Origin of the sequence: Metasolibacillus sp. FSL H7-0170 (assembly GCF_038593115.1) — a bacterium.
GTDB lineage: Bacteria > Bacillota > Bacilli > Bacillales_A > Planococcaceae > Metasolibacillus > Metasolibacillus fluoroglycofenilyticus.
The window spans coordinates 1,063,638-1,084,666 of record NZ_CP151964.1; the positions used below are offsets into that span (position 1 = coordinate 1,063,638).

At 37.0% G+C, this 21,029-nt stretch carries 19 protein-coding genes; 4 read left to right on the plus strand and 15 right to left on the minus strand.

Features of this window, described 5'->3' with window-relative positions:
- Nucleotides 1-12 precede the first annotated feature (12 nt).
- Entirely contained in the window at nucleotides 13-1,188 is a 1,176-nt protein-coding gene (locus tag MHH70_RS05090) for an MFS transporter (protein WP_107942436.1), read from the minus strand.
- A 147-nt stretch (nucleotides 1,189-1,335) separates the two neighbouring features.
- Here MHH70_RS05090 and MHH70_RS05095 point away from each other — a divergent pair, with 147 nt between their 5' ends.
- Nucleotides 1,336-1,884: a flavodoxin family protein gene (locus MHH70_RS05095; RefSeq protein ID WP_066171485.1), complete on the plus strand. Its 549-nt coding sequence runs from the start codon at nucleotides 1,336-1,338 to the stop codon at nucleotides 1,882-1,884.
- Nucleotides 1,885-2,337: 453 nt separating this feature from the next.
- Here MHH70_RS05095 and MHH70_RS05100 read toward each other — a convergent pair whose 3' ends face one another.
- From MHH70_RS05100 to MHH70_RS05120, 5 genes are read right to left on the minus strand one after another with little or no spacing between them, the layout of a single operon-like run.
- On the minus strand, nucleotides 2,338-3,378 hold the full coding sequence (locus tag MHH70_RS05100; protein WP_107942435.1) for a glycosyl hydrolase family 18 protein: 1,041 nt from the start codon (nucleotides 3,376-3,378) through the stop codon (nucleotides 2,338-2,340).
- 21 nt (nucleotides 3,379-3,399) lie between these two features.
- The gene (locus MHH70_RS05105) at nucleotides 3,400-5,151 is read right to left on the minus strand and encodes a polysaccharide deacetylase family protein (RefSeq protein WP_342472715.1); all 1,752 of its coding nucleotides are present in this window, start codon (nucleotides 5,149-5,151) and stop codon (nucleotides 3,400-3,402) included.
- Nucleotides 5,148-7,010 carry a glycosyltransferase gene (locus MHH70_RS05110; RefSeq protein WP_342472716.1) on the minus strand — a complete coding sequence of 621 codons (1,863 nt, stop codon included), beginning with the start codon at nucleotides 7,008-7,010 and terminating at the stop codon, nucleotides 5,148-5,150. Before MHH70_RS05110 ends, MHH70_RS05105 begins: the two co-directional genes overlap by 4 nt.
- 5 nt (nucleotides 7,011-7,015) lie before the next feature.
- Nucleotides 7,016-8,446, minus strand: coding sequence for a polysaccharide deacetylase family protein (locus tag MHH70_RS05115; protein ID WP_066171494.1), 1,431 nt, complete (start codon nucleotides 8,444-8,446; stop codon nucleotides 7,016-7,018).
- Between the two features lie 11 nt (nucleotides 8,447-8,457).
- On the minus strand, nucleotides 8,458-9,771 hold the full coding sequence (locus MHH70_RS05120; RefSeq protein WP_342472717.1) for a nucleotide sugar dehydrogenase: 1,314 nt from the start codon (nucleotides 9,769-9,771) through the stop codon (nucleotides 8,458-8,460).
- Nucleotides 9,772-11,505: 1,734 nt separating this feature from the next.
- On the opposite strand from MHH70_RS05120, the gene MHH70_RS05125 reads away from it, so the two are divergent.
- A complete protein-coding gene (locus MHH70_RS05125; RefSeq protein ID WP_066171497.1) occupies nucleotides 11,506-12,495 on the plus strand; it encodes a M23 family metallopeptidase in 990 nt (329 codons plus the stop codon).
- Nucleotides 12,496-12,722: 227 nt separating this feature from the next.
- Here the strand turns inward: MHH70_RS05125 and MHH70_RS05130 are convergent, their stop codons facing one another.
- The 4 genes from MHH70_RS05130 to MHH70_RS05145 form a co-directional block, all read right to left on the minus strand.
- The gene (locus MHH70_RS05130; protein WP_066171499.1) at nucleotides 12,723-13,256 is read right to left on the minus strand and encodes a hypothetical protein; all 534 of its coding nucleotides are present in this window, start codon (nucleotides 13,254-13,256) and stop codon (nucleotides 12,723-12,725) included.
- Nucleotides 13,249-14,361, minus strand: a complete 1,113-nt coding sequence (locus MHH70_RS05135) for a hypothetical protein (RefSeq protein WP_342472718.1) — start codon at nucleotides 14,359-14,361, stop codon at nucleotides 13,249-13,251. Before MHH70_RS05135 ends, MHH70_RS05130 begins: the two co-directional genes overlap by 8 nt.
- Nucleotides 14,342-14,869, minus strand: coding sequence for a sigma-70 family RNA polymerase sigma factor (locus MHH70_RS05140; RefSeq protein ID WP_235616013.1), 528 nt, complete (start codon nucleotides 14,867-14,869; stop codon nucleotides 14,342-14,344). Before MHH70_RS05140 ends, MHH70_RS05135 begins: the two co-directional genes overlap by 20 nt.
- Before the next feature lie 238 nt (nucleotides 14,870-15,107).
- Nucleotides 15,108-15,479, minus strand: coding sequence for a DUF423 domain-containing protein (locus tag MHH70_RS05145; RefSeq protein ID WP_066171508.1), 372 nt, complete (start codon nucleotides 15,477-15,479; stop codon nucleotides 15,108-15,110).
- 180 nt (nucleotides 15,480-15,659) lie between these two features.
- Between MHH70_RS05145 and MHH70_RS05150 the strand changes: the two genes are divergently transcribed.
- Both MHH70_RS05150 and MHH70_RS05155 read left to right on the plus strand, forming a co-directional pair.
- Complete coding sequence (locus MHH70_RS05150; protein WP_342472719.1) at nucleotides 15,660-16,823, plus strand: PLP-dependent aminotransferase family protein; 1,164 nt, start codon at nucleotides 15,660-15,662, stop codon at nucleotides 16,821-16,823.
- A 441-nt stretch (nucleotides 16,824-17,264) separates the two neighbouring features.
- Nucleotides 17,265-18,059 carry a GNAT family N-acetyltransferase gene (locus MHH70_RS05155; RefSeq protein WP_342472720.1) on the plus strand — a complete coding sequence of 265 codons (795 nt, stop codon included), beginning with the start codon at nucleotides 17,265-17,267 and terminating at the stop codon, nucleotides 18,057-18,059.
- 174 nt (nucleotides 18,060-18,233) lie between these two features.
- On the opposite strand, the gene MHH70_RS05160 is transcribed toward MHH70_RS05155, so the two are convergent.
- The 5 genes from MHH70_RS05160 to MHH70_RS05180 all read right to left on the minus strand — a co-directional run bounded on the left by MHH70_RS05160 (nucleotide 18,234) and on the right by MHH70_RS05180 (nucleotide 21,000).
- Entirely contained in the window at nucleotides 18,234-18,488 is a 255-nt protein-coding gene (locus MHH70_RS05160; RefSeq protein WP_342472721.1) for a hypothetical protein, read from the minus strand.
- Nucleotides 18,478-18,984, minus strand: coding sequence for an RNA polymerase sigma factor (locus tag MHH70_RS05165; protein ID WP_342473164.1), 507 nt, complete (start codon nucleotides 18,982-18,984; stop codon nucleotides 18,478-18,480). The genes MHH70_RS05160 and MHH70_RS05165 overlap by 11 nt, the downstream gene beginning before the upstream one ends.
- Before the next feature lie 7 nt (nucleotides 18,985-18,991).
- Nucleotides 18,992-19,375 carry a group-specific protein gene (locus tag MHH70_RS05170; protein ID WP_342472722.1) on the minus strand — a complete coding sequence of 128 codons (384 nt, stop codon included), beginning with the start codon at nucleotides 19,373-19,375 and terminating at the stop codon, nucleotides 18,992-18,994.
- A gap of 162 nt (nucleotides 19,376-19,537) precedes the next feature.
- Entirely contained in the window at nucleotides 19,538-20,284 is a 747-nt protein-coding gene (locus MHH70_RS05175) for an ABC transporter permease (protein WP_342472723.1), read from the minus strand.
- Nucleotides 20,281-21,000: an ABC transporter ATP-binding protein gene (locus tag MHH70_RS05180; RefSeq protein WP_342472724.1), complete on the minus strand. Its 720-nt coding sequence runs from the start codon at nucleotides 20,998-21,000 to the stop codon at nucleotides 20,281-20,283. The genes MHH70_RS05175 and MHH70_RS05180 overlap by 4 nt, the downstream gene beginning before the upstream one ends.
- Nucleotides 21,001-21,029: the final 29 nt, after the last annotated feature.

A 21,029-nucleotide genomic window follows, 5' to 3' on the forward strand; every position in this document is an offset into this window, starting at 1 on the left:
TAAAATCACTTATCAGCTATTTGGTAAATGAAATGCACGTTTATAAAATGGGATGCTTACTAACACAAGTAATGCGATGATGAAAAATAGCTGACCTTGAAAATGAGTTAATAACCAGCCCCCTAACACAGGCCCTATAAAGCCTCCGATGTTTTTTAATTGCGATGCTCCTAAATAAGTAGCCTTCTGGGTTTCAGGTGCAATTTCTTCGATAACAGCATTCATCATAGGAAAAGTGAAGATTTCACCAATCGTAAAAATAACTAACGCTACAATAAATAACCAAGCCGCATTCGCTATTCCAAACATCATTAAGCCGAATGCAAAGAAAATGATACCAATAATAAGCGATGTTAAAATTGAAATTTTCTCCATCAATATACTGATTGGTAATTGTAAAATTAAAACAACAACTGCATTCAATGAAATGAGTAATGAATAAAGTTTCACACCATCCTCTAATGTAAGTTGGATAAATTGTGGTAATGTTGAATCAAACTGGGCATAGCCCAAACCTATCAATGTACCACCAGCTAAAAATAACAATAGTTTATAGTCAGAGAAAACAACATGTAAAATGACCTTAATATTTTTCCCGTTCTCCAATCGCTTTTGGCGCATCTCGTATTTATTTAGTATGCTAAGTAAAAACAAGCCATAGACACTGTACATAACACCCGTCACAACAAATGGAATAACCGGGCTTGCTAAAGTCGAAATCATTACCCCAATTAACGGTCCAATAACCGCCGCAATATTAATGGCTGTATAGCGTACCGAAAATAACCGTCTCTTCTTCTCATTTTCTGTGAAATCAATCATTAATGCCTGTGTTGCAGGCTCAAAAAAGGAGCGACATAGCCCATTTATGGCATTTAAAAGAACAAATATTGGTGCAAAAGTCGTTAATGCAAAGCCAAAGAACACGCTTCCCCAAACAAAAATTGTTATAATAATAACAATTTTACGACCAAAGCGATCCGTTAAGTAACCGCCTAAAAAACCACCAAATGTCGCAAAGAGTGGCGCGACACCTATTGTAAAACCAATTAATATCGGCGATGCATGATGCACATTATGTAAATAAATCGCTAAAAATGGCATTGTCATAAAGCTAGCAATTCGCGTGAAAATAGTGCCACTTAAAATAATCCACACCAGTGGATGAAAATAATATAACGGTTTCATTGACGCATCCTTTCATGTCCTTTAAATTTGAAATTTCCTAGTAATTTCGTCAATACAATAATCTTTTTAGCATATACTACATTTATGTGAAAAGCTATAGCTTGTTAGGATAGTTACTTTCAGATAACATGAAAAAGGGGTATGTAGATGAAAATTTTACTATTAACAGGCAGTACAAGAAATGATGGCAATAGTGAAGAATTGGCTCATTTAGCGTTAAAGGATTTACCTTATGAGGCAATTCAGTTAAAAGACCTTCACATCAAGCCAATTGAAGATTTGCGTCATACACCTGAAGGCTTTCATCCTGTCGACGATGATTATACAAAGGTGTTGGAGGCAATTTTAAGAAGCGATATGCTTGTTTTAGCAACGCCGATTTATTGGTACAGTATGTCTGGCACAATGAAAAATGTGATTGACCGCTTTAGCCATGCCATCCGTGACACACGCTATCCAAATGTTACAGCGCATTTAAAAACGATGAAGGCTGTAGTTATCGCAGTTGGTGGCGACCAACCACGTATTAAAGGCTTGCCACTTATTCAGCAATGTCAGTACACATTCGACTTCTTAGGCATCGAATTTTATTCTTATCTTATTGGAGAAGCACGTAAGCCTGGCACAATTAGCAGCGACCTGCAAGCAATTCAGCAGGCGCATTATTTGAATCAACAACTGAAGCAAGGCATCTAACAAGCTGCGCCTTCAAGGGAAATAGCAACACTCCCTATTTTTTTGTGCCAAGGGCCGCGATTCAAATACTAAAACATAAACCTATTTATCCCTTTTTGAATATATTTGCGACTTGTCGTCTACTATTGGCGGTTTTCTCGGTTCTATTGGCGGTTTTCTCGGTTCTATTGGCGCTTTCGCGGATATATTTGCGAGGTTCTTGATTCTATTGGCGCTTGCCGGTTCTATTGGCGGTTCGCTATTTTTTAGCTGCCACGTGCTGTTTCGTGGTGGCTTGCATGGGGGATTCATTGCTGGCTTGACAGGCACTTTTCGGCAGAAAGTCACCTCGCCTACTTGCTTTGACATTGAAGCAAGAGTTTATACTTTTCTTTTAAAGAAAAAAGTCGATTTTCACCACATTTTGGTGGCAAATCGACTTTTTAAAAGAGGGCTCTGGACGCCTTCGTCTACTTATTCCTTGTTTTCATGTGTTGCAATCCATTCAACAGCACCCGCACTTAAGCCACCTGCACGCCATAATACAAAATGCTCGTATTTTGCGTCTTTTTCTTGTACATAGGTAATCCATTTTTGTAAAGTTTCCGCATCTGCATACCATGCCTCATAATCCATTCCTTTATCACTGTATTGGAAATATACAGCATGGCTATCTTTATCACGCTTTGTTGCCGATTTTGTTGAAGCAATTAATTTTTCTGCTTCATCCCCTGTTAAAGCGATTATTTTACCATTTTTCGGCCATGTGAAACCACCTGTTGCAAAGGCAATACTAAAATGCTGGTTCGATTTTCCCATTTTTACAAGCAGCTGATCTAAAAATGCAAATGTTGCTTTTGCACCTGGACCACTATGATAACCATGCACATTATATGCCATTACTGTATAGCTCGGCCCATCTGGCAAAGGATTTTCAAATGGGAAGCTTGGCACTAAGACGACATGCATTGATAAACCTCTTTTTTGCAATACCTCATAAAGCTCCTGCAAAAATAAAATATAATTGGCTGTATCTTCTTTAGCTATTTTCTCATAATCAATTTCTACGCCATCGACAGGAAACTTTTCGGTCAGAGCAATTATATCGTCAATATGCTTTTTTCTCGCCTGTTCATCCTTTACAAGGCGATGCAGCAGCGTGCTATCTTTTTGGACGGAAGGTTTACCCTCTACAACATAATCATTAATAAATGTTAAAAGTATTGAGTGGCTATCTCGAAAATTATCATACATATGCTTGTGAATTTTTTCTGCTGTTTCCGTTAAAAATGGCTGGTCTTGCGCATTAAAATAAGCACCAAAAACACGTAAACTTTGTAAACCTTCAGCGGAATTCTCAATATTTTCTACAGTTGATTTTAATTGCCATTCTGGGAGCCAAATTGATAATTTAGGTTTATTTGCTTCCTCTTGGTGACTCTTCTTCGCCTCACTACTACTACATCCAGCTAGTACAACAATTGCTATAGCAAAAAAAGTGAATATATTTTTCATTTTTATAAGCCCTCCAGAGCTTTAGAAGGTTTCAATGAAGAAATCTACTAGACTATTAAACCATGTAGTTATATTATACTTTACTCGGTCAAATTTTGTATATTGGTTTGTAAATATGACCTGTTCTTCTACATCTGTTATTTTGATATTCTCTATCACTGTATCATAAATATCATCCGCATATTGCTCATGCGTCGTATCTTTTTTAGAATACGATGCGCCGAAACCAATTTGCCCGCCTTGGATTGTATCATTAATCGAGATATTTGCTGATAGCTCCTGATCTACTGTTAGTTTAAACTCGCCTCGCCCTACTTGCAGTGATAAATGGCGGCGATTTTTTAAATTGCGTGGATATTCCTCTTCATCAATGCGTGAGCCTCGCTGCGTATCATTATAAGAATACACCGTCGCCTTATTGAAGGCATAATCCTCTCCACTCCATTTTACTTCTGCAAGCATATGTCGCTCGATTTCACTTTCTTGTTTATTCGGCTGCCTTTCATAGATAATGATTTCATTATCCTTTAGCATTACGCGAATATAGCTGTTCGTCGTAGCATCATAATTAATATAAATAGACTGCTCTCCAACAACATTGCCATAAAAATCAAATTCAAAATTATAGGATTCTGGCATTGCTTCCTTTAAAAATAATGTGCCCTCTGTTGCTGGCAAGGATGTCAAAATAATCTCATTATTTAAAAACTCTGCTGCACCATTTGCAAGTGTCCATTGTTCTGCAAGCTTCGAATCACCTATTTCAAATTCAACATTTTTATTACTAGCTTGCTGAATTTTCATCATTAGATGGTTTGTTGACCAATACGGTGAAACTTGAAGCCTACTCAAATTATAAATGTCTGCATCTGACTCGTTATAAGCATCCTGCTCCAGATTAAAATGCATTTTGTACAGCTCTTTAATATGCTGATCATTCGCATTTTCCACGAGCGAATCCATATTATTGTAAAGTGAATTTGCATGCATAATCGCATATGCTTTTGGCATTTCATCTAAGGTTTCTGTATAAATATCATGCATTAACTGATAATCTGTTGCAATACGGGCTTCCATTTCCGCTCTTGTTTCTGTAGGAATCATATATTCGTCACGAATAAAATCCATTAAATAATGATTATAGTATTCAATCATCATTTTGTCAGGCACATCGTTTTCATCAATAACGCCTAACGATTGCCCTTCATCGTTAAAAACATTAATATACGTTAAGCGATAGCCATTTGACCCAAGCTCCCAAAATCCACTATCTTCCATTAACTTCAAGTGCTTAGGCTTTAAAAATTTTGTATCTTTCGTATCCATTTTGTTAGCGTACGTATACATCGTTGCTTTGTAATTCAATTTTTCTAATATTTTTTGAGCGAAAATACTCGAATCTGTTCGTCCATCCTCAAACGATAAATATAAAGCTTTTTCAGGTAATCGTTTGCCTTGCTCATAAAAATCGATAATATCCTGCTGTGAAATTGTTTGATAGCCCTGCTTTTCTAGTAATGATAATTGTTTGTCTAAATTGCCCTTCGATACATATTTTGGCGATTCCCCTCGACTAACCCCAAAGTATGATAGAGCAACAAAGCCATCTTCATTTATCAATGGTATCGTTTCTTCTTCAAACTTATTGATTAAAAAGATAGCACGAATTAAAATGGTCGCAAGTAAGATTACAATAACCGCCTGAATGATGGAACGAATGACTTTTTTACGGTTTTTACTTTGTGGATTTAGCACTGTATTATTTTTTCTCATTCATTCTCACCTATAGTTCTCTTTTTCCATTTCTTCTTACGTTCTTCTTTTCTTGCCTGCTTCTTCTCTCGCTCTAACACGTCCTGCGGTGTTTCACGAGTACCCCAAGTTGATTTCCAAAATGTCACCCAAGCAACAGGCATTTGCCATAGTAAAATAAACTCGTAAAACAAAACGAAGATAAAGCCGAATGCCCATAGTTTACTTTTCCTAAAATATAAATGTGCCAAACTCATTAGCATTGCCATCAAAAGTAGCCCTACAAGAAACGTTGTTGGGAAAATACCATATGTTATTGGCACCCAAAGCAAGTTGTAAACGACGACAATAGGTGCGGCAATCGGCACAATTAAACCAACAATAAAAAATAAAAACATAAACGGCTCTTTTTTCCACATAAATGTGAAGGCACGTAATGACTCTCTTAGCCATGAACGTTTCCAACGCATTTGCTGTGATAAAAAGGATTTCGAATCAGATGGAACAATCGTAGAGCATACCGCATTATCTTGATAACCTGTGCGATGCGTTTTTAAAATATAGTTTGTCATACTACGATCGTCCCCAAATGTAGCTGGCTGACCAAGAAACTTTTGATTTAGCCATGCCTCTTCGTTTTTTATGACAAGGTCTTTACGATAGCACGCTAAAGGTCCTGATAAACAAGTAACTGTATCAAACCATGATTCTGCTGCTTTCATAATACGAAAAGCGATATAATATCTGACCGTTTGTAGCTTTGTTAAAACATTAGTAAATTTATTTTCTACTTCAGTACGCCCAGCTACTCCACCCATTTTAGGGTCTTGGAAAGGCTGCACAATATTGCGTATCGCATTTGGTTCTAGGAAGCTATCAGAATCAACAAATACAACTAAATCATGCTTCGCCATATGCACCCCTGCAACAAGCGCTTCCCGCTTTCCACCGTTTTGAGGTAGCTTATAAAATGTCAAACGCTCTTTCGTTTTAAAGCGTTCTCCCTCGTTATTAATAAGCTCAATCATTTCCTTTGCCTTCTCCTCTGTTTTATCAGTGGAGCAATCATCTACAACAATCACTTCCAGCTTGTCGACAGGGTAATACTGATTAATACAGCTTAAAATGGTACGGTGAATCCATTGTTCCTCATTAAACACAGGAATAATAATCGATACACCAGGCTCATAATCTGGATTAATTGGAACATTGCGAAACAGCATGCCGAATAGATAGCGGCTTAATAAAAATGTCGCCGCAATAATACTATAAAAGTATAAAAATTTATTGAATTGGAAGTAAATAACGCTCTCTGCACGCATTAAGACAACAATAAGCGCGACAACGAACAGCACTAAACTTGCAACAAAGATTGACATACCCCAACGCTTTTTCACCATATATTCATTTAAAGGCTGTAAAAATTCGTATGCATAATAATAGCGTGTTTTACCATCTACTTCTTTTTCAAATGCCCGAATCATTTTTGCTTGTATTTTAACATTCGCTTCATAGCCCTCTGGCATTACACCACCTGGGATTTTAAAGCGCATCGTCGTTACTTCATCTACTTGAAAAGCATTTGGTACATCAGAATAAATAAGAATACCTGTTACCGAAATATCTTCAGAATAAAAATGATGCGAGATTTTCTTTTGCTTGCGAGTTGGCAAAATTTTTACGGGAAAGGCAGAAATATATCGCAAACTTAATGATTGTAAGCGAAAGATTTCATTCACATCTGTTATATTAACTTCGGACTGCTGATAAGCAGCTCCTCGACGATTAACTAAGCTTCGTACATTTTCTGGATCAGGGATATTTGACAAAATACGTCTATCAGCTCTTGGTGTCATTAATATTTCTTTTGTTTTTTTCATCCGTATCAATCTACTTTCTCATCAAAATCTTGTTCAATCCATGTAGAGAGTTTTTCAAAAGTGTAGCCTTGCTGTTGTAATTGCTCAATTACTAATGGCAGCGCCTCTACTGTCTGCGTATCATCTAAAACATGCATCACAATAATTTTCCCTGGACCTACTCGTTCCATAATTCGTTTATAAATATCTTGAGCAGAATAATCTATATTCCAATCAAACGAGGCAATATCGTATAGTGCGGTTACTTCCATCCCTGTAGCGGCAATTATTTTTGCCGTTCTTTCATCCATTACACCTTGTGCTGGTCTAAAATAAAGTAACGGCGCTTCCTGCAATGCATACGTTAATGCGCGATGTGCTTTAATCAAATCTTCCTGTAACTCTTCTGGAGTCATTTGCGTTACGTCCAAATGGTTATAGGAATGACTAGCTATTTCATGTCCCTCATCCATAATTAGCCTTGCTATATGTGGATTTTTTTCAACACCACTGCCGATTAAGAAAAATGTGCTTTTTATATCGTACTGCCGTAAAACATCTAATATTTTCTTTGTTTGCTCTTCACTTGCCCAATCATCAAATGTTAAAGCAATCTCTTTTTTTGCTGTGTTTTTTCGGTAATAAATAAAGGGCTCAACATTTTCATAATCTAAATTAAATTGAATTTTGTCATAACCATCAATTTCCTCTAATTGTTTTACCGTATATTTATTATTAATGACGTCCGTTAATGTTGTCAGTGTATAACCCTTTTGCTCTAAAGACTGCGCTAATAAAGGGATGGCATCAATAATAGCAGGATTAATATATGTGTTTAAATGAATAATTGCCCCACTGTTTATAAAGCGTTCGATATACGCTACAATTTCTTCAGCACTTTGCATATTACGATCTTGAGGGTTAATTGAAGATTCAATGACCGCTGTCATATCAAGCATCGCTGCTGCCGACTGCATATTTTCTGTCGCGTCCCCAGAGCGACTGCGCACAAATTGGGGAGTAAAGCCTAAATGCTGTTCAAAAATTTGATTAGTCAGAAGCAAATCTTTGTACGTCTGCTCATAATTAAGCGTCGTCATATCCTCAAATGATAATGTGCCACTCTGCACTTCATGCCCTTGTGCTACAATGCGTTTGACAAGGTCTGGCTCTTGCGCTACACGCATCCCTTCAATGAAAAAGGTAGCATGTATTGATAGTGCATCGAGCTGCTCTAACAAATGTAACATCGTTTCTTCATCTGCTAGCCCATTAAAGGTCAACGCCATTTTCGGCTGCAATATGTTAGAGTCGCGAATGACTTCGCTTAATGTTCCATCTGATTGAACAACATCAATTGAGGGTTCAACTACCTCAATTGCGCTCTTTTTTGTATCAGATTGACAGCCTGATAAAAATAAGAAAACTATAATGCTGTAAAATAATAACCTTCGCATAGAAAAGCTCCTTATAATTTATAATAGTTTACATTGTTAAACGAAAAATCTGTTTGACGCGTATCGAAAATTAAAGACGCATGATTATCAATTAATCGATAATCGATGGAAGAATGATTCGTTATAATAAGTACACCATCGGCTTGCTGTATTAATTCCACAGTGAGTTGCTCTGTTTCAATCCCCTGTACGGTGTTAATAAAAGGTTCAATAATATGAATTTCACATTGCTGTTCTTGCAATAAATGAATAATTGGCAATGCTGGCGACTCTCTTATATCATTTATATTTGGCTTGTAAGCAGCACCAACGACTACAATCCTTGCACCTTCAAGTTTTTTATTCTGCAACTGCAAATAGCTTGCCAATCGTTCAACAACAAATTTAGGCATTGATTCATTAATTTTATCTGCAGCATCAATTAATGTAATCGTCGTACCATGCTGCTGACCAGACCATAATAAATACTTCGGGTCGACAGGAATACAATGTCCCCCAACTCCTGGTCCCGGTGCAAATCGCATAAATCCATACGGCTTCGTTGCAGCCGCATCAATCACTTCCCATACATCAATGCCCATCGTATAACACACTTTACTTAGTTCATTTATTAATGCGATATTTACTTGCCGAAATGTATTTTCTAAAAGCTTTTCCATCTCAGCAATTTCTGGAGTAGATACACAATGAACTTTTGTTTGCAAAGCCTCCTCATAAAATAGCTTACTCATCTCTTGACAATGTGATGTCATTCCACCAATCACTTTTGGCGTATTCGTTACATTGAAATTTCTATTGCCCGGGTCTATTCGCTCAGGAGAATAAGCTACAAAGCTGTTTTTCCCCACTGTAAAGCCATGCTTCTCTATTGCTGAAGCCACAACCTCCCTTGTTGTTCCAGGATACGTAGTGCTTTCTAAAATAATTAGTGTATTTTCCTTCATATGCTGTCCGATTTGTTCAACAGCTTCAATGATATAAGTAATGTTTGGATTACCATGCTCACCTAGTGGCGTTGGGACACAAATGACAATAATATCCGCTTGATGAAGTAGCTCAAATTGACTAGTTGGAATAAAACGCTGGCTCGCTATCGCCTCCTGTATTCTTGCTGATTGTAAATCTGTAATATAACTACTTCCTTGCTGTAGCTGATGAATTTTAGTTAAATCCTTATCGAAGCAAAGCGTAGAAAATCCGTTCTTTGTCACTTCTAATGCTAAAGGAAGACCTACATATCCAAGTCCAACAATGCCAATTATTGCTTTTTTATTTTTTATTTTTTCAATTAAAGTAAATACTTCTTTGCATATTTCTTTATTCAAAAAACCACCCCTTTTTCCTATATGGTTAAATATCGACTGAGCTTTCTAAATACAAATAGGTCTATATATCCCTTTAAAAATACAAATACGCGTAAAAATATCATTAATTAATATATTTTTATTATTCTCTTTATTTTTACTTACAAGTGCCCATATTAATTGAGCGTGATTTAGGAATGCCCATATATAAAGCCCTCTACATTATCTCGTAGCCGTGAATCAGTCTAACCATAATAGAGTATAATCACAAAATAATGTCTAAACTTTTAGTTACAATACGTATTGAGCCTTCAGTCCGTAGGAACCTTCATATGGATGAAAGGGCGCATAAGAAAAGACAGAATACATGATACTCGTCACTGGTCTACCATTAATTATGTTGGAGATAATGACGTCTTTCGTTGTTCCTATGTAATCTGTAAAGGGTACACCTATACTATTGGGGTGTATCAGGTGTGTTGATTAGCCTTTATTTTAAAGAGAAAACCTAGTCATTCGTTAATTTCCGCTGCGGGGGACGCTTTCCTCGGGGTGCGGCTTCAACTAATTTATTTCGGCATTCGCCGAAATAAATGGATTTTCAGCTCGCACTGATCCCGATGGAGTCGCCCCTCCACTCCAATCAATGAGTGTATGCCTAACAAAAGGTGCTTCCTCTAAATAAAACATGCTAATTAATAGACAATATTTACATAATCAACACATCTGGGGGTGTATTTCAAAATCTATTTTGCTATTCACTGCACCTTATATTGTAAATTGAAGAGTGCCAGCATTCGACTAGGCTAGCTAGTTTTTCGTTTCGCAATTCCTCACTATCTTCTTTATAATTATGTAGGAGAAACCTCAACTAAAACTGAACATACTCATTTTATCGAATTACAGTAAAGCCCTCTTTTAGAACATATAAACTAAAAAATAACATGCAAAGGTTAAAATTAGGTTAAAAAATTAAAATTAAAAAATAATTTTTATCGAGTGGTCAATTAGCGATTGTTTTATAGAGAAAACTTAGTAATTTGTTCATTTCCGCTACGGAGGACGCAGGCTTCAATTAATTTTTATAAGACGCTCCTTTTTTAAAAAACATTTTCAAATGCACGTTTGTGGACACAATAAAGTGAACCTTCAATCAGTGGGGGTTTTCTTCATCCCCCACTGATTGGTAGTTTCACCAATCGGGTTTTTACAGGCTGTTGGATCCCCCACTTAAACATCTTGATTTTATCTGTTGTTTTGAAGTGGGGGTCTTACAGCCTGTTAATACGGGATAAAACTAGGAGTTGTCCGAAAAGTCCATTTTTTTTGACACCGCATTGAAATAAATGTTTTCATCGCTTCCCTTTTACTGAAGGATAATGCTGTGTTCATCCCATTTTTAAAAGAGGCGTTTTCGGTTTATATGAATTAACATTTTGTGAAACATCATCGCTACTGTCCAAAATGCCGGTTATGCATGGCTTTTTGGACAGCCCCTTCATTCATTAACAATTCTTTATTTGAACGTAGCTATAATAAGATTTTGCTGAAAAAACAGCAGATATTGATGGTTTATTTATTCAGTAATTCTCATACAATTTGATTTTAAACAAAGGCAATCATTTTACATGTATTTTTCTTACATAAAAGCGATTAATCCGCATTCCTAAGCTTATTCATTTACAAGTCCTTAATATCACTCATAAAATCAAAAAAATTGGTTATGTTATACGTGTAGAATGGAGGGAATGTAGAATGGAACGTTTCCAAATAATATTTTGTTTCGTACTGCTTAGCCAATTGTTCGCAATACCATCCAGCAGTGCACAGCAAACACCTTCACAAGATGAAATATATGCACAAAGAATGGCCTATTATTATGAATTCGAAAGCCCAATTGTCCCCTGGTATTATATTGCTGCGATCGATCAATATGAACGAAATATCCAAGCCGTACGTAAAGACTTACCAACACGTGAAGGTATTATTTCTATGCAATTCCCTACACATTTTTGGACTGGTCCATTTAACCCTTCTATGCAAGATACATCGCCTGCAACTATCGCTTATTTCGGAGGTAATGGACTAGATGGCAATAATGACGGTATCGCAGATCAAGCACAAGATGCAGATGTTTTGCGTACATTGGTTAGCTATTTGCACAAGGCACACACCACAGCAGGTACATTTCAAGCAGCATTAGAGGAATATTATGAGAATGACCAGACAATTAATCAAATTCATGTCATTGCATCTATTTATAAAAAGTACAACACCGTCGCCTTAGCCGAGCGTGCTTTTCCTATTCCTATCCGAACAAATTACAGCTACAAAGGTACTTGGGGAGCAAGCCGTGGATGGGGTGGCAAGAGAATGCATGAAGGCACTGATTTATTTGCAAGTTACGGAACGCCCGTTCACTCTACCTCCTACGGTGTTATTGAAGTAATGGGCTGGAATGAATACGGCGGTTGGCGCATTGGCATCCGTGATTTGCATAATACGTATCATTATTATGCACATTTATCCTCCTTCCATCCCGAATTAGCCATTGGTGATATTGTCGAGCCAGGCACTGTAATAGGCTATGTTGGCAGCTCCGGCTATGGTAAGGAAGGAACATCTGGTAAATTCCCACCTCATTTACATTATGGTATGTATAAGTTTGATGGGCGTAATGAATGGGCATTTGACCCATTTCCATCACTACTCATTTGGGAGCGCCAAGCAAAAAAAGGGCAATAAAGTGAACCTTCAATCAGTGGGGTTTTCTTCATCCCCCACTGATTGGTAGTTTCACCAATCGGGTTTTTACAGGCTGTTGGATCCCCCACTTAAACATCTTGATTTTATCTGTTGTTTTGAAGTGGGGGTCTTACAGCCTGTTAATACGGGATAAAAAGCACATGAAATCAGAGGTTTATTTCTTGATTTCATGTGCTTTCCTTATCTTTGTACGAATGGGCAAAGCGCTAGTTTTTCAAAAACAATAACCCCGTGCGCAGCATAAATCTTAAAAAATGAATAACTGTAATTAAGGCTGCTATATAGAAAAGACCTGCTCCAACAATAATTAGCAATTGGGAATTCTCAGTTACGTTCATACCGAAAGAAAATGCGATTAACGAAGTGACAACAACAACTGTGCAAAAGTGCTCCATTTTCTTATATTCTCGCATGCTGTCTGTTTTCTCCGAAAGTGGTTTAAGTAAATAAACAATAAATAGCAGTAGTAAATATGGCAAGACAGGTGTTATCCAACTGAGGCGATTTGCAAAAATAACATCATGTGTATACCATTTTTCAGGTCTCAATTGCTCCAAAAGCATAAGAAGTAAAACAATAGAAACAATTGTTTTTAGTTTGCTTTTTTCAGGGAATTTTAATACAGCATAGAAAATCATCAATATTGGTACTATATATATATATGGTAGAAAAAATGTAAACACTGAGAAAATCAATCCTCTAAGTAGCCATTTCAATGCGATTTGCCATTGTTCATTCATGCTGCATCATCTCCTGTCGTACTTTTTTGACGACATCGCGAGAAAAGGGAGGGAAAAGGATATTTACCATTTTATTAATAGTACCGTCTGGCGTCTCAATTATAAAATATAAATTTTGATAGCTTCTCAGCTCTCTCTCTTCGTTTACCCAATAAGATAACTCAAGTAATTCCCGTTTCATCGGATATGGTAATAAATCGATTTCTTCTTCCTCCCCCATACCAACACTTTTAATTACTTCACCATCATTTTCTAACTTATAATTACTTATAATTGGGGGTGGGATAATGTCTAACACTGTTGTAAGTTCTGTTTTAAACAAATCCTTATTATTTTGATTTGAGTCAATTTCAAATCCACTACTCTCTGTTTCTTTACCTCTCTCAAATTGTTCAAATTGGATATCGAAAGGTATTTTTTGACCGTCTGAAAAAATAGCATATGCTTCAATCGGCGTGCGTTCCTTCATTAAACTATTTAATTCATTGCCTTGTAAGTCAAGTGTAGCATCAGTCGTTATATGATGTGCTGTACTTCCTAAGCTAAGACCGCCTATTCCATTTACGTGGAGTTTAATATCATTAATAGTAATTATCTGTATCGTTTTTTCAAATTCTCCTTTATTAATAATTGCATGAACATAAATGGATTTAATATTTTGTTCTTCCGTCACATTCACCGATAATGGATAAACATAAGGTTGCGGTAACTGCTGCTCTTCATAGTAAGCATTGTTCCAAATCCATGACAGCATAATGACCATAATAAGTGCCAATTTTTTACGCCATCTTTTATAACGTTTGGCAATAAGTATCACAAAAATAAGCAGTAGTGCTGTAATAAGTCCTGCTATCCAATAAGCGCTGTACGCTCCTAGTAAATTATGTTGCAGCGTCGTCGCTTGACTATTTTGCTGTTCAGGCGAGGTTGCTGAGACAAGCCAAATGAAATAAACGACTGCGGCTGTCAACGAAACGCTTAAAAAAGTCGGTAGCCACTTTTGTCGACGTTGCTCCCTTGCCGCCCGCTGAATACCTGTCATAGCACGTTTATGTAAGTCTTTTGGCTGCACAATTTGGCGCATTTCATCTTTCAAAGATTTCATCTGTCATGCCCTCCTCCTCTAGCTTTGCCTTTAATTTTTTCAATGCACGATATAAAATCGTTTTCGTCGTTCCGAGCTTTAACTGTAAAATATCTGCAATTTGCTCAAATGTAAAATCCTCATAATACTTCAGTAATACAACATGCTTTTCTTCTATTGATAAATGCTCCATTACACTTTGCAATGTAAACTGTGTATCAAGTGCGACTGGCTCTTCTATTAAATCTGTATCGTGCAATTCCTCATAATGTGGTCGCTTTTTCAGTAAATCATGTGCACAATTGATTAAAATGCGAATAAGCCATGTTTTAAAATAATTCTCCTCCCGCAATTGTTGGATGGCTTTATAAGAACGATAAGCACATTCCTGCACAATATCGAGTGCATCATCCTTATTTTTGGCATACACATAGGCCATCGCATACAGTTCTTGCTCATACTGCTGAAAAAGCTTAATATATGCCGCATCATCCCCCCTTTGTGCTTGTCTTAATAGCCGTTCATTCACATTTTTCACCTCTCTCTATAAATTAGACTGTAATTTTACGAATTTAGCTTGCACTATTTTAAAAAATTGCTGATATTTCTCAAAATCCCACAATAAAAAATAAGGCTGCCCAAAAAGGTATTCCTTTTCAGACAGCCCGAGCTTCTATATGAAATATTCGTAAAAAAACTTTTGTACCTACCGCCTTGTTATCGCTACAAAAATAATTTGACTACTACATAAACATTGCTAAAAGAAGCTATATAACTGCAATAATTACACATGCCCATGCGCCAATAAATAATAGCCCGCCCAGCGGTGTAATCGCGCCTAGCTTTTTCACACCTGTCACAGCTAAAACATAAAGACTACCAGAAAATAGCAAGATACCCCCTACCATTAAGTAGCTTGCCCATTGTAAAACACTTGTCGTACCGAGAATGACATCAAAGCCTAAAATTCCAACTGCTACAAGCCCTAATGCATGATACATATGATACTGTACAGCTGTTTCCCAAATCGCAGCATAGCGCGGCTCTGGAAATTTATCTTTTAACGCATGTGCACCAAATGCACCTAGCACAATCGCTAACAAAGCAAAACTAGCACCTATTACTAAAGCAAATGTCATAATAGTAACCTTCTTTCTACATTAAATTCACCTCATTTATTATACGCCTATTTTGCTAGCATTTTCTACTTTCTTTGCTAAAAAAGCTTGCTTGTAATTTTTTTCACAAACTATATTGTATAGCTAATTTAAAAGTGTTATAATTTTCGAAAAATTAAAACAAAGAAGGTTGTTTACACGATGCAGTACTCAGACAGAATTTTAAATACCCCCTCTTCATTTATTCGAAATATTTTAAAAGTTACCGAAGCGAATGATGTTATCTCTTTTGCAGGCGGCTTACCGAACCCCATTTCATTCCCATTAGAGGATATTCATATATCCATCGACCGTGCAATGAAACAACATGGTGCCAAACTATTCCAATATGCCTCAACCCAAGGCTATTTGCCTTTGCGTCAATATATTGCCGATAAATATAATCGTCAATATGGCCTGCAAATTCATCCAGATGATATTTTATTAACAACAGGCTCGCAACAAGCATTGGAGCTGTTAGCAAAAGTACTTGTAAATAAAGGGGATGGCATTATTATTGAAGAGCCCGGCTATTTAGGCGCAATTCAAGCATTTACAATGACTGAGCCTGCATTTTATCCTGTTACATTAGAGGAGGACGGCTTAAATTTAGAGCAGCTTGAGCAAGCATTACAGCAACCTAATGTAAAGCTAATTTATACAGTACCCAATTTCCAAAATCCAACAGGTCTTACTTACTCGCTTGAAAAACGTCAGCAAGTGTATGAGCTTGTTTCACGCCATGATGTTATTTTTGTAGAGGATGATCCTTACGGTGAGCTCCGTTTCGAAGGTGACCATTTACCTTATATCGCCGCAGGAAAAATGGAAAATAGCGTGCTGCTTGGCTCTTTCTCAAAAACTGTCACACCGGGCATGCGTCTCGGCTTTATCATTACGAAAAATAGAGAGCTATTACAGCACATTGAAACAGCAAAGCAAGCAACAGACCTGCATACAAATATTTTCTCACAATATATCATTGCAGATTATTTATTAAATAATGATTTACCGCAGCATATTCAAAAGATTAAAGATTTATATAAAACACAGTCGGATGCTATGCTACAAGCAATGGCAACATATTTCCCTACCCATGTCTCATATACAAAGCCTCAAGGCGGCATGTTTATTTGGGCAACGATGAATGATGGGCGTTCTGCGATGGATGTTTTCAATAAAGCGATGGAACAAAAAGTTGCATTTGTACCGGGGAATCCGTTTTATATAAATCCGGGCGATGTTCATACAATGCGCCTCAACTACACAAACTCCACACCTGAAATTATTGAGGAAGGTATTAAACGCTTAGGCAGCATTTTGTAAAATCGCGTCTCAAAAGCCGTGCAGTTGCCCACTTTGGGGACGCTGTTTGGATAAAATGAAACTTCATTCAGTGGGCGCTCTCCCCACTGAATGTTAGTTGAACCATTCGGGCTTTTACGAGCAGTTGGTCTCCCACTTAGCCTTATACCGATTTCATTTAAGTCTTGAAGTGGCAGGCTTACTGCCCGTTAATGTGGGATAAAATGGTAGCTCCTATGAAAAAAATATAAACTTTCTTTGAGAATGAGGGAAAAACATCAACTATAGCGGTGTTAACCTTAAATAAGGATGAGCTTGAATTGATTTCTTCCGAATGAAAGTGAGGGCATTGCCCCTCACTTTTTTATTCTACGTTTTGCAAAATTTCTGTTAAAATACGGTTGACATATGGAAACTTTTTCTCTATCATTGCATTAATTTACCTTTTAAGGAGGAGATACCATGATACGACTTTTGACTACAGCAGACCACGACATTTGCATGGCACTCGTCCAACAGCAGCCCGCTGAAAATCTTTTCATTATTGGAGATATTGAGGCATTTGGCTACGACCAGCCATTTCAAAAAATTTGGGGACAGTTTGAAGGAGAGGAGCTAATCGCTGTTCTGCTAAAATATGAGAGCAACTATATCCCTTATGCACAAGGAGCCTTCGATGTACAAGGCTTTGCAGCTATTATAAACAGCGACGACAAGATGACTGAGCTATCTGGTCTCAAGCATCTTACAGACCTGCTTGAGCCCTATATTCATAAAGAATTGTTCAAAAAACAAGAGCTTTATTATGCGAAATGTACGGAGTTGCAAAAAATTTATGAAGAGCAAGAGTTACAACATGTTGAACTCCTTACACGCGACGAAATTGAGGAAAATATTGCATTATTATCGACCATTCCTGAGTTCGAAGGCAGCCCCATTACAGTTGAGGGAAAGCTACGCGTATTAGAAAGCAAAACAGGACGCACTTATTTTATGCGAGAAGACGGTGTAATGGTTTCAACAGCTTCGACGACAGCTGAAAACAGCCTATCCGCCATGGTTGTTGCTGTTGCTACACTTGAAAACTATAAGAAAAAAGGCTACGCCACAAAATGTATGCAAAAGCTTTGTAGCGAGCTACTAGACGAAGGCAAATCACTGTGCCTTTTTTATGACAACCCTGCCGCTGGTGCTATTTATAAACGTCTAGGCTTTGAGGATATCGGCTTTTGGAATATGTTACGTTATAAAAACTAATGGGGCGAGTGCGTCCAAAAAGTAGTGCATTGCCTGCTTTTGGACGCTTTTGTCGATAAGAAAGAAGAGTTTCTCTGAAAAAATATGATAAACACTAGGGTGTGTAGCTTTTCCTTTTAATTAAAAATAAATACAGCCTATTGAAATGCTCGCAGGCTACTCATTATTTTCAACTTATATTCCAATGCTTAGCCACTGCACAATTGCCAGTACTAACCCGCAAACAATCGGCATAATACGCAGTGCTGTGTAGCCTGCTGATGTACTGTTCCATTTCTCCAATGGGTCTTTCGCAGGTGAACCTAAATATGTAATAAAACGATCTAAGCGACTTTTTTTATAGGTCGCTAGCTTCTCAGGGATTTGCACCCCAAATTGGTCAAGGTGCTGCTGTAGCTTTTGCTCCTTTTTCCATTCCTTATTCAGCATGAAAATCCTCCTTTAACTCCTCTTTTAAACGCTTTAATGCTTGATGTAATCTCGACTTAACCGTCCCAACAGGTATCGCTAAAATTTTAGCAATATCATCCTGCTGCAAATCATGATAGTACGCAAGTAAAATAACACCGCGCTGCTTTTCCGGTAGCTTGGCAATCGCTTGCTGCACCGCAAGCTTATCCTCCGTTGAAAAAGAAGTCACCTGCATAGGTACTAAAAATGGAAAAAAGCTACGCCACTTTTTCCTACGATTAAGCTTATTAATTAATAAACGATAGCCAATTTGAAATATGTATGATTTTACAGTGCCCTTTTGCACATCAAAATCTTGCCGCTTTTTTTGTAGCTGCTCAAATGTATCCTGTACAATATCAATACTTAACTGTTCCTCACCTGTATAGCGAAATAAAAAGCTGTACAAAGGCTTATACAATTGATTATACAGCTTATTAAACGCCTCAGCATCCCCCTTTTGATAAGCCAGCATCAAATCCTCACTTGTCATCATCTAGCTCACCCTCCAAATGGGCTTTGATGGATTTTAAAGTGCTTGATATACGTACAAATGAATAAATCACAATAATAATCACCCATACTTGTGATTGATTTGTAAAAAATTGAACATAGGGGCTCGTTACATCTTCCCCTCTTGAAATCAACATATTTAAAGCCTGCACACAAACAATTGTATAAATGCCTAAAACAAATATTAATGTATCAAAAACATTCCAGCGCAAATAGATCGTCGTTTTACGATAATTAATTTTGCGATTTTCTCGTACAATATGCTTTCTGTCAAAGGGTATAATAATTGCTAAAATGATAATTATCCATAGCCCTCCAACAATTAGCGAAACAATCCAGCCAGCTCCCATCATTCTTTCCTCCTATCTGTGATAAAGTGAATCTTCAATCAGTGGGGGTCCTCATCCCCCCACTGATTGGTAGTTTCACCAATCGGTTTTTTACAGGCTGTTTGATCCCCCACTTCAACGGCCTAATTTTATCTGGTGTTTTTGAAGGAGGATCTTACAGCCTGTTCATACGGGATAAATTTTGCGTGCAATCAGCATAAGTATTAAGCTCCAACCTGCCAAAATAATACAATACTGATACAAGGGAAGCCATGTATTTGTCGTTAAGCCTAAATAATATTGTAAGCTATCATTCAAATAAAGCACTGGATTCCACACTAAAAAAATAAAATATTGCTGCGGATCCTTGCCCGCAAGCGTTAAAAACATCGTTGTCATCGTTATCGAAAACATCAATAAAATCATCGTTGGCACAAGCATACTTTGTGCCACTTTGCCATTTTTAAAAAGCCCTGCCAAAATAAAGCTTAAAGGATATAATGCAAGCAAAACGAAATTGCACATTAATAATATTAGTAAAAAATTACTCCAAGTAATATCAATTAATAGTTTATAGCAACCTAATAACAATATTAATGCAATATTTACTAATGCAAATACACCGATACCCATCCCAATATAATAAGTAGAAGGTGCAACTTTTGTACGCTTTAGCCAATCAAATGTGCGATTTGCCTTCATATCTGCTAAATAAATCGTAGCACTCGAAAAAGCAAAAGAGAATAGCAGCAGCAAAATTGAGACTGGCAAAAACTGTCCCTTCACCATGTATTGAAATGTTTCCTCATTAACAACAGACTTTATAATAAAGGACATGATTAAAAAAATAAATGCTGGTAACACATTGCCAAAGCCTACTCCATAATTACGCATGCTTTCTAACATAAATGTATGTGTAATTTGTTTTATCATCCTACTCGCCCTCCTAATACTTTTCCTGTTATTTCAAAATAGATGCCTTCAATACCCTTAAACATAGGATTGGGGTATTTTTCCTCCAAAACATTTAATGTACCGAAATCTGCTAGCTGACCATTTTGTAAAATATAAATCGCATCGAATAGCGATTCAAAGCCTGCTACTTCATGACTAATTACGATGATAATGCACTGCGACTGTTTAATCTCCTTTTTTAAAAAGGAAGCAAGCTGTTTTTTCTTCATTAAATCTAAATCTGCAAACGGCTCATCCAGCAAAATAATTGGTTTATTTAATAAAAACGCTAAATAAATTGACAATGCCTTGCGTTGACCACCCGAGGCATTTTTTACTAAAACATGGCTATATGTAGTAAGTTCTAGCAAGTTATGTAGCTCTGTTAAATCCTTTGAACTCCCTGTCAACGCTTGAAAAAGACGAATTACCTCAGCAATTTTCAAATGGCTATAGCTATCAAATGCTTGGTACTGTAACGCTACATCTTCTGCTACTAAACGGTTACGTTGATAATGCATTGTCCCGCTATCATAAACAATATCTCCCGCAATGCATTTTGCTAGCGTCGATTTCCCTGCGCCATTTTCCCCTAGCAACAAATAGCAGCCTCCTGCTGAAAATGTGGCAGAAAATCGATTTAAAACTACCTGCCCATTATATGTTTTCACAATGTCTTGTAAAGAAAGATTCATTCGAACACGCCCTATTCATTTATTTACTT

What these genes read in the sequence shown, in the direction of transcription:
- MHH70_RS05125 (WP_066171497.1), top strand. Translation starts at nt 11,506, where the DNA reads ATGGAACGTTTCCAAATAATATTTTGTTTCGTACTGCTTAGCCAATTG.
- MHH70_RS05155 (WP_342472720.1), top strand. Translation starts at nt 17,265, where the DNA reads ATGATACGACTTTTGACTACAGCAGACCACGACATTTGCATGGCACTC.
- MHH70_RS05145 (WP_066171508.1), bottom strand. Translation starts at nt 15,479, where the DNA reads ATGACATTTGCTTTAGTAATAGGTGCTAGTTTTGCTTTGTTAGCGATT.
- MHH70_RS05130 (WP_066171499.1), bottom strand. Translation starts at nt 13,256, where the DNA reads ATGAATGAACAATGGCAAATCGCATTGAAATGGCTACTTAGAGGATTG.
- MHH70_RS05175 (WP_342472723.1), bottom strand. Translation starts at nt 20,284, where the DNA reads ATGATAAAACAAATTACACATACATTTATGTTAGAAAGCATGCGTAAT.
- MHH70_RS05150 (WP_342472719.1), top strand. Translation starts at nt 15,660, where the DNA reads ATGCAGTACTCAGACAGAATTTTAAATACCCCCTCTTCATTTATTCGA.
- MHH70_RS05110 (WP_342472716.1), bottom strand. Translation starts at nt 7,010, where the DNA reads ATGAAAAAAACAAAAGAAATATTAATGACACCAAGAGCTGATAGACGT.
- MHH70_RS05100 (WP_107942435.1), bottom strand. Translation starts at nt 3,378, where the DNA reads ATGAAAAATATATTCACTTTTTTTGCTATAGCAATTGTTGTACTAGCT.
- MHH70_RS05090 (WP_107942436.1), bottom strand. Translation starts at nt 1,188, where the DNA reads ATGAAACCGTTATATTATTTTCATCCACTGGTGTGGATTATTTTAAGT.
- MHH70_RS05165 (WP_342473164.1), bottom strand. Translation starts at nt 18,984, where the DNA reads ATGCTGGCTTATCAAAAGGGGGATGCTGAGGCGTTTAATAAGCTGTAT.
- MHH70_RS05115 (WP_066171494.1), bottom strand. Translation starts at nt 8,446, where the DNA reads ATGCGAAGGTTATTATTTTACAGCATTATAGTTTTCTTATTTTTATCA.
- MHH70_RS05180 (WP_342472724.1), bottom strand. Translation starts at nt 21,000, where the DNA reads ATGAATCTTTCTTTACAAGACATTGTGAAAACATATAATGGGCAGGTA.
- MHH70_RS05105 (WP_342472715.1), bottom strand. Translation starts at nt 5,151, where the DNA reads ATGAGAAAAAATAATACAGTGCTAAATCCACAAAGTAAAAACCGTAAA.
- MHH70_RS05135 (WP_342472718.1), bottom strand. Translation starts at nt 14,361, where the DNA reads ATGAAATCTTTGAAAGATGAAATGCGCCAAATTGTGCAGCCAAAAGAC.
- MHH70_RS05170 (WP_342472722.1), bottom strand. Translation starts at nt 19,375, where the DNA reads ATGATGGGAGCTGGCTGGATTGTTTCGCTAATTGTTGGAGGGCTATGG.
- MHH70_RS05095 (WP_066171485.1), top strand. Translation starts at nt 1,336, where the DNA reads ATGAAAATTTTACTATTAACAGGCAGTACAAGAAATGATGGCAATAGT.
- MHH70_RS05160 (WP_342472721.1), bottom strand. Translation starts at nt 18,488, where the DNA reads ATGCTGAATAAGGAATGGAAAAAGGAGCAAAAGCTACAGCAGCACCTT.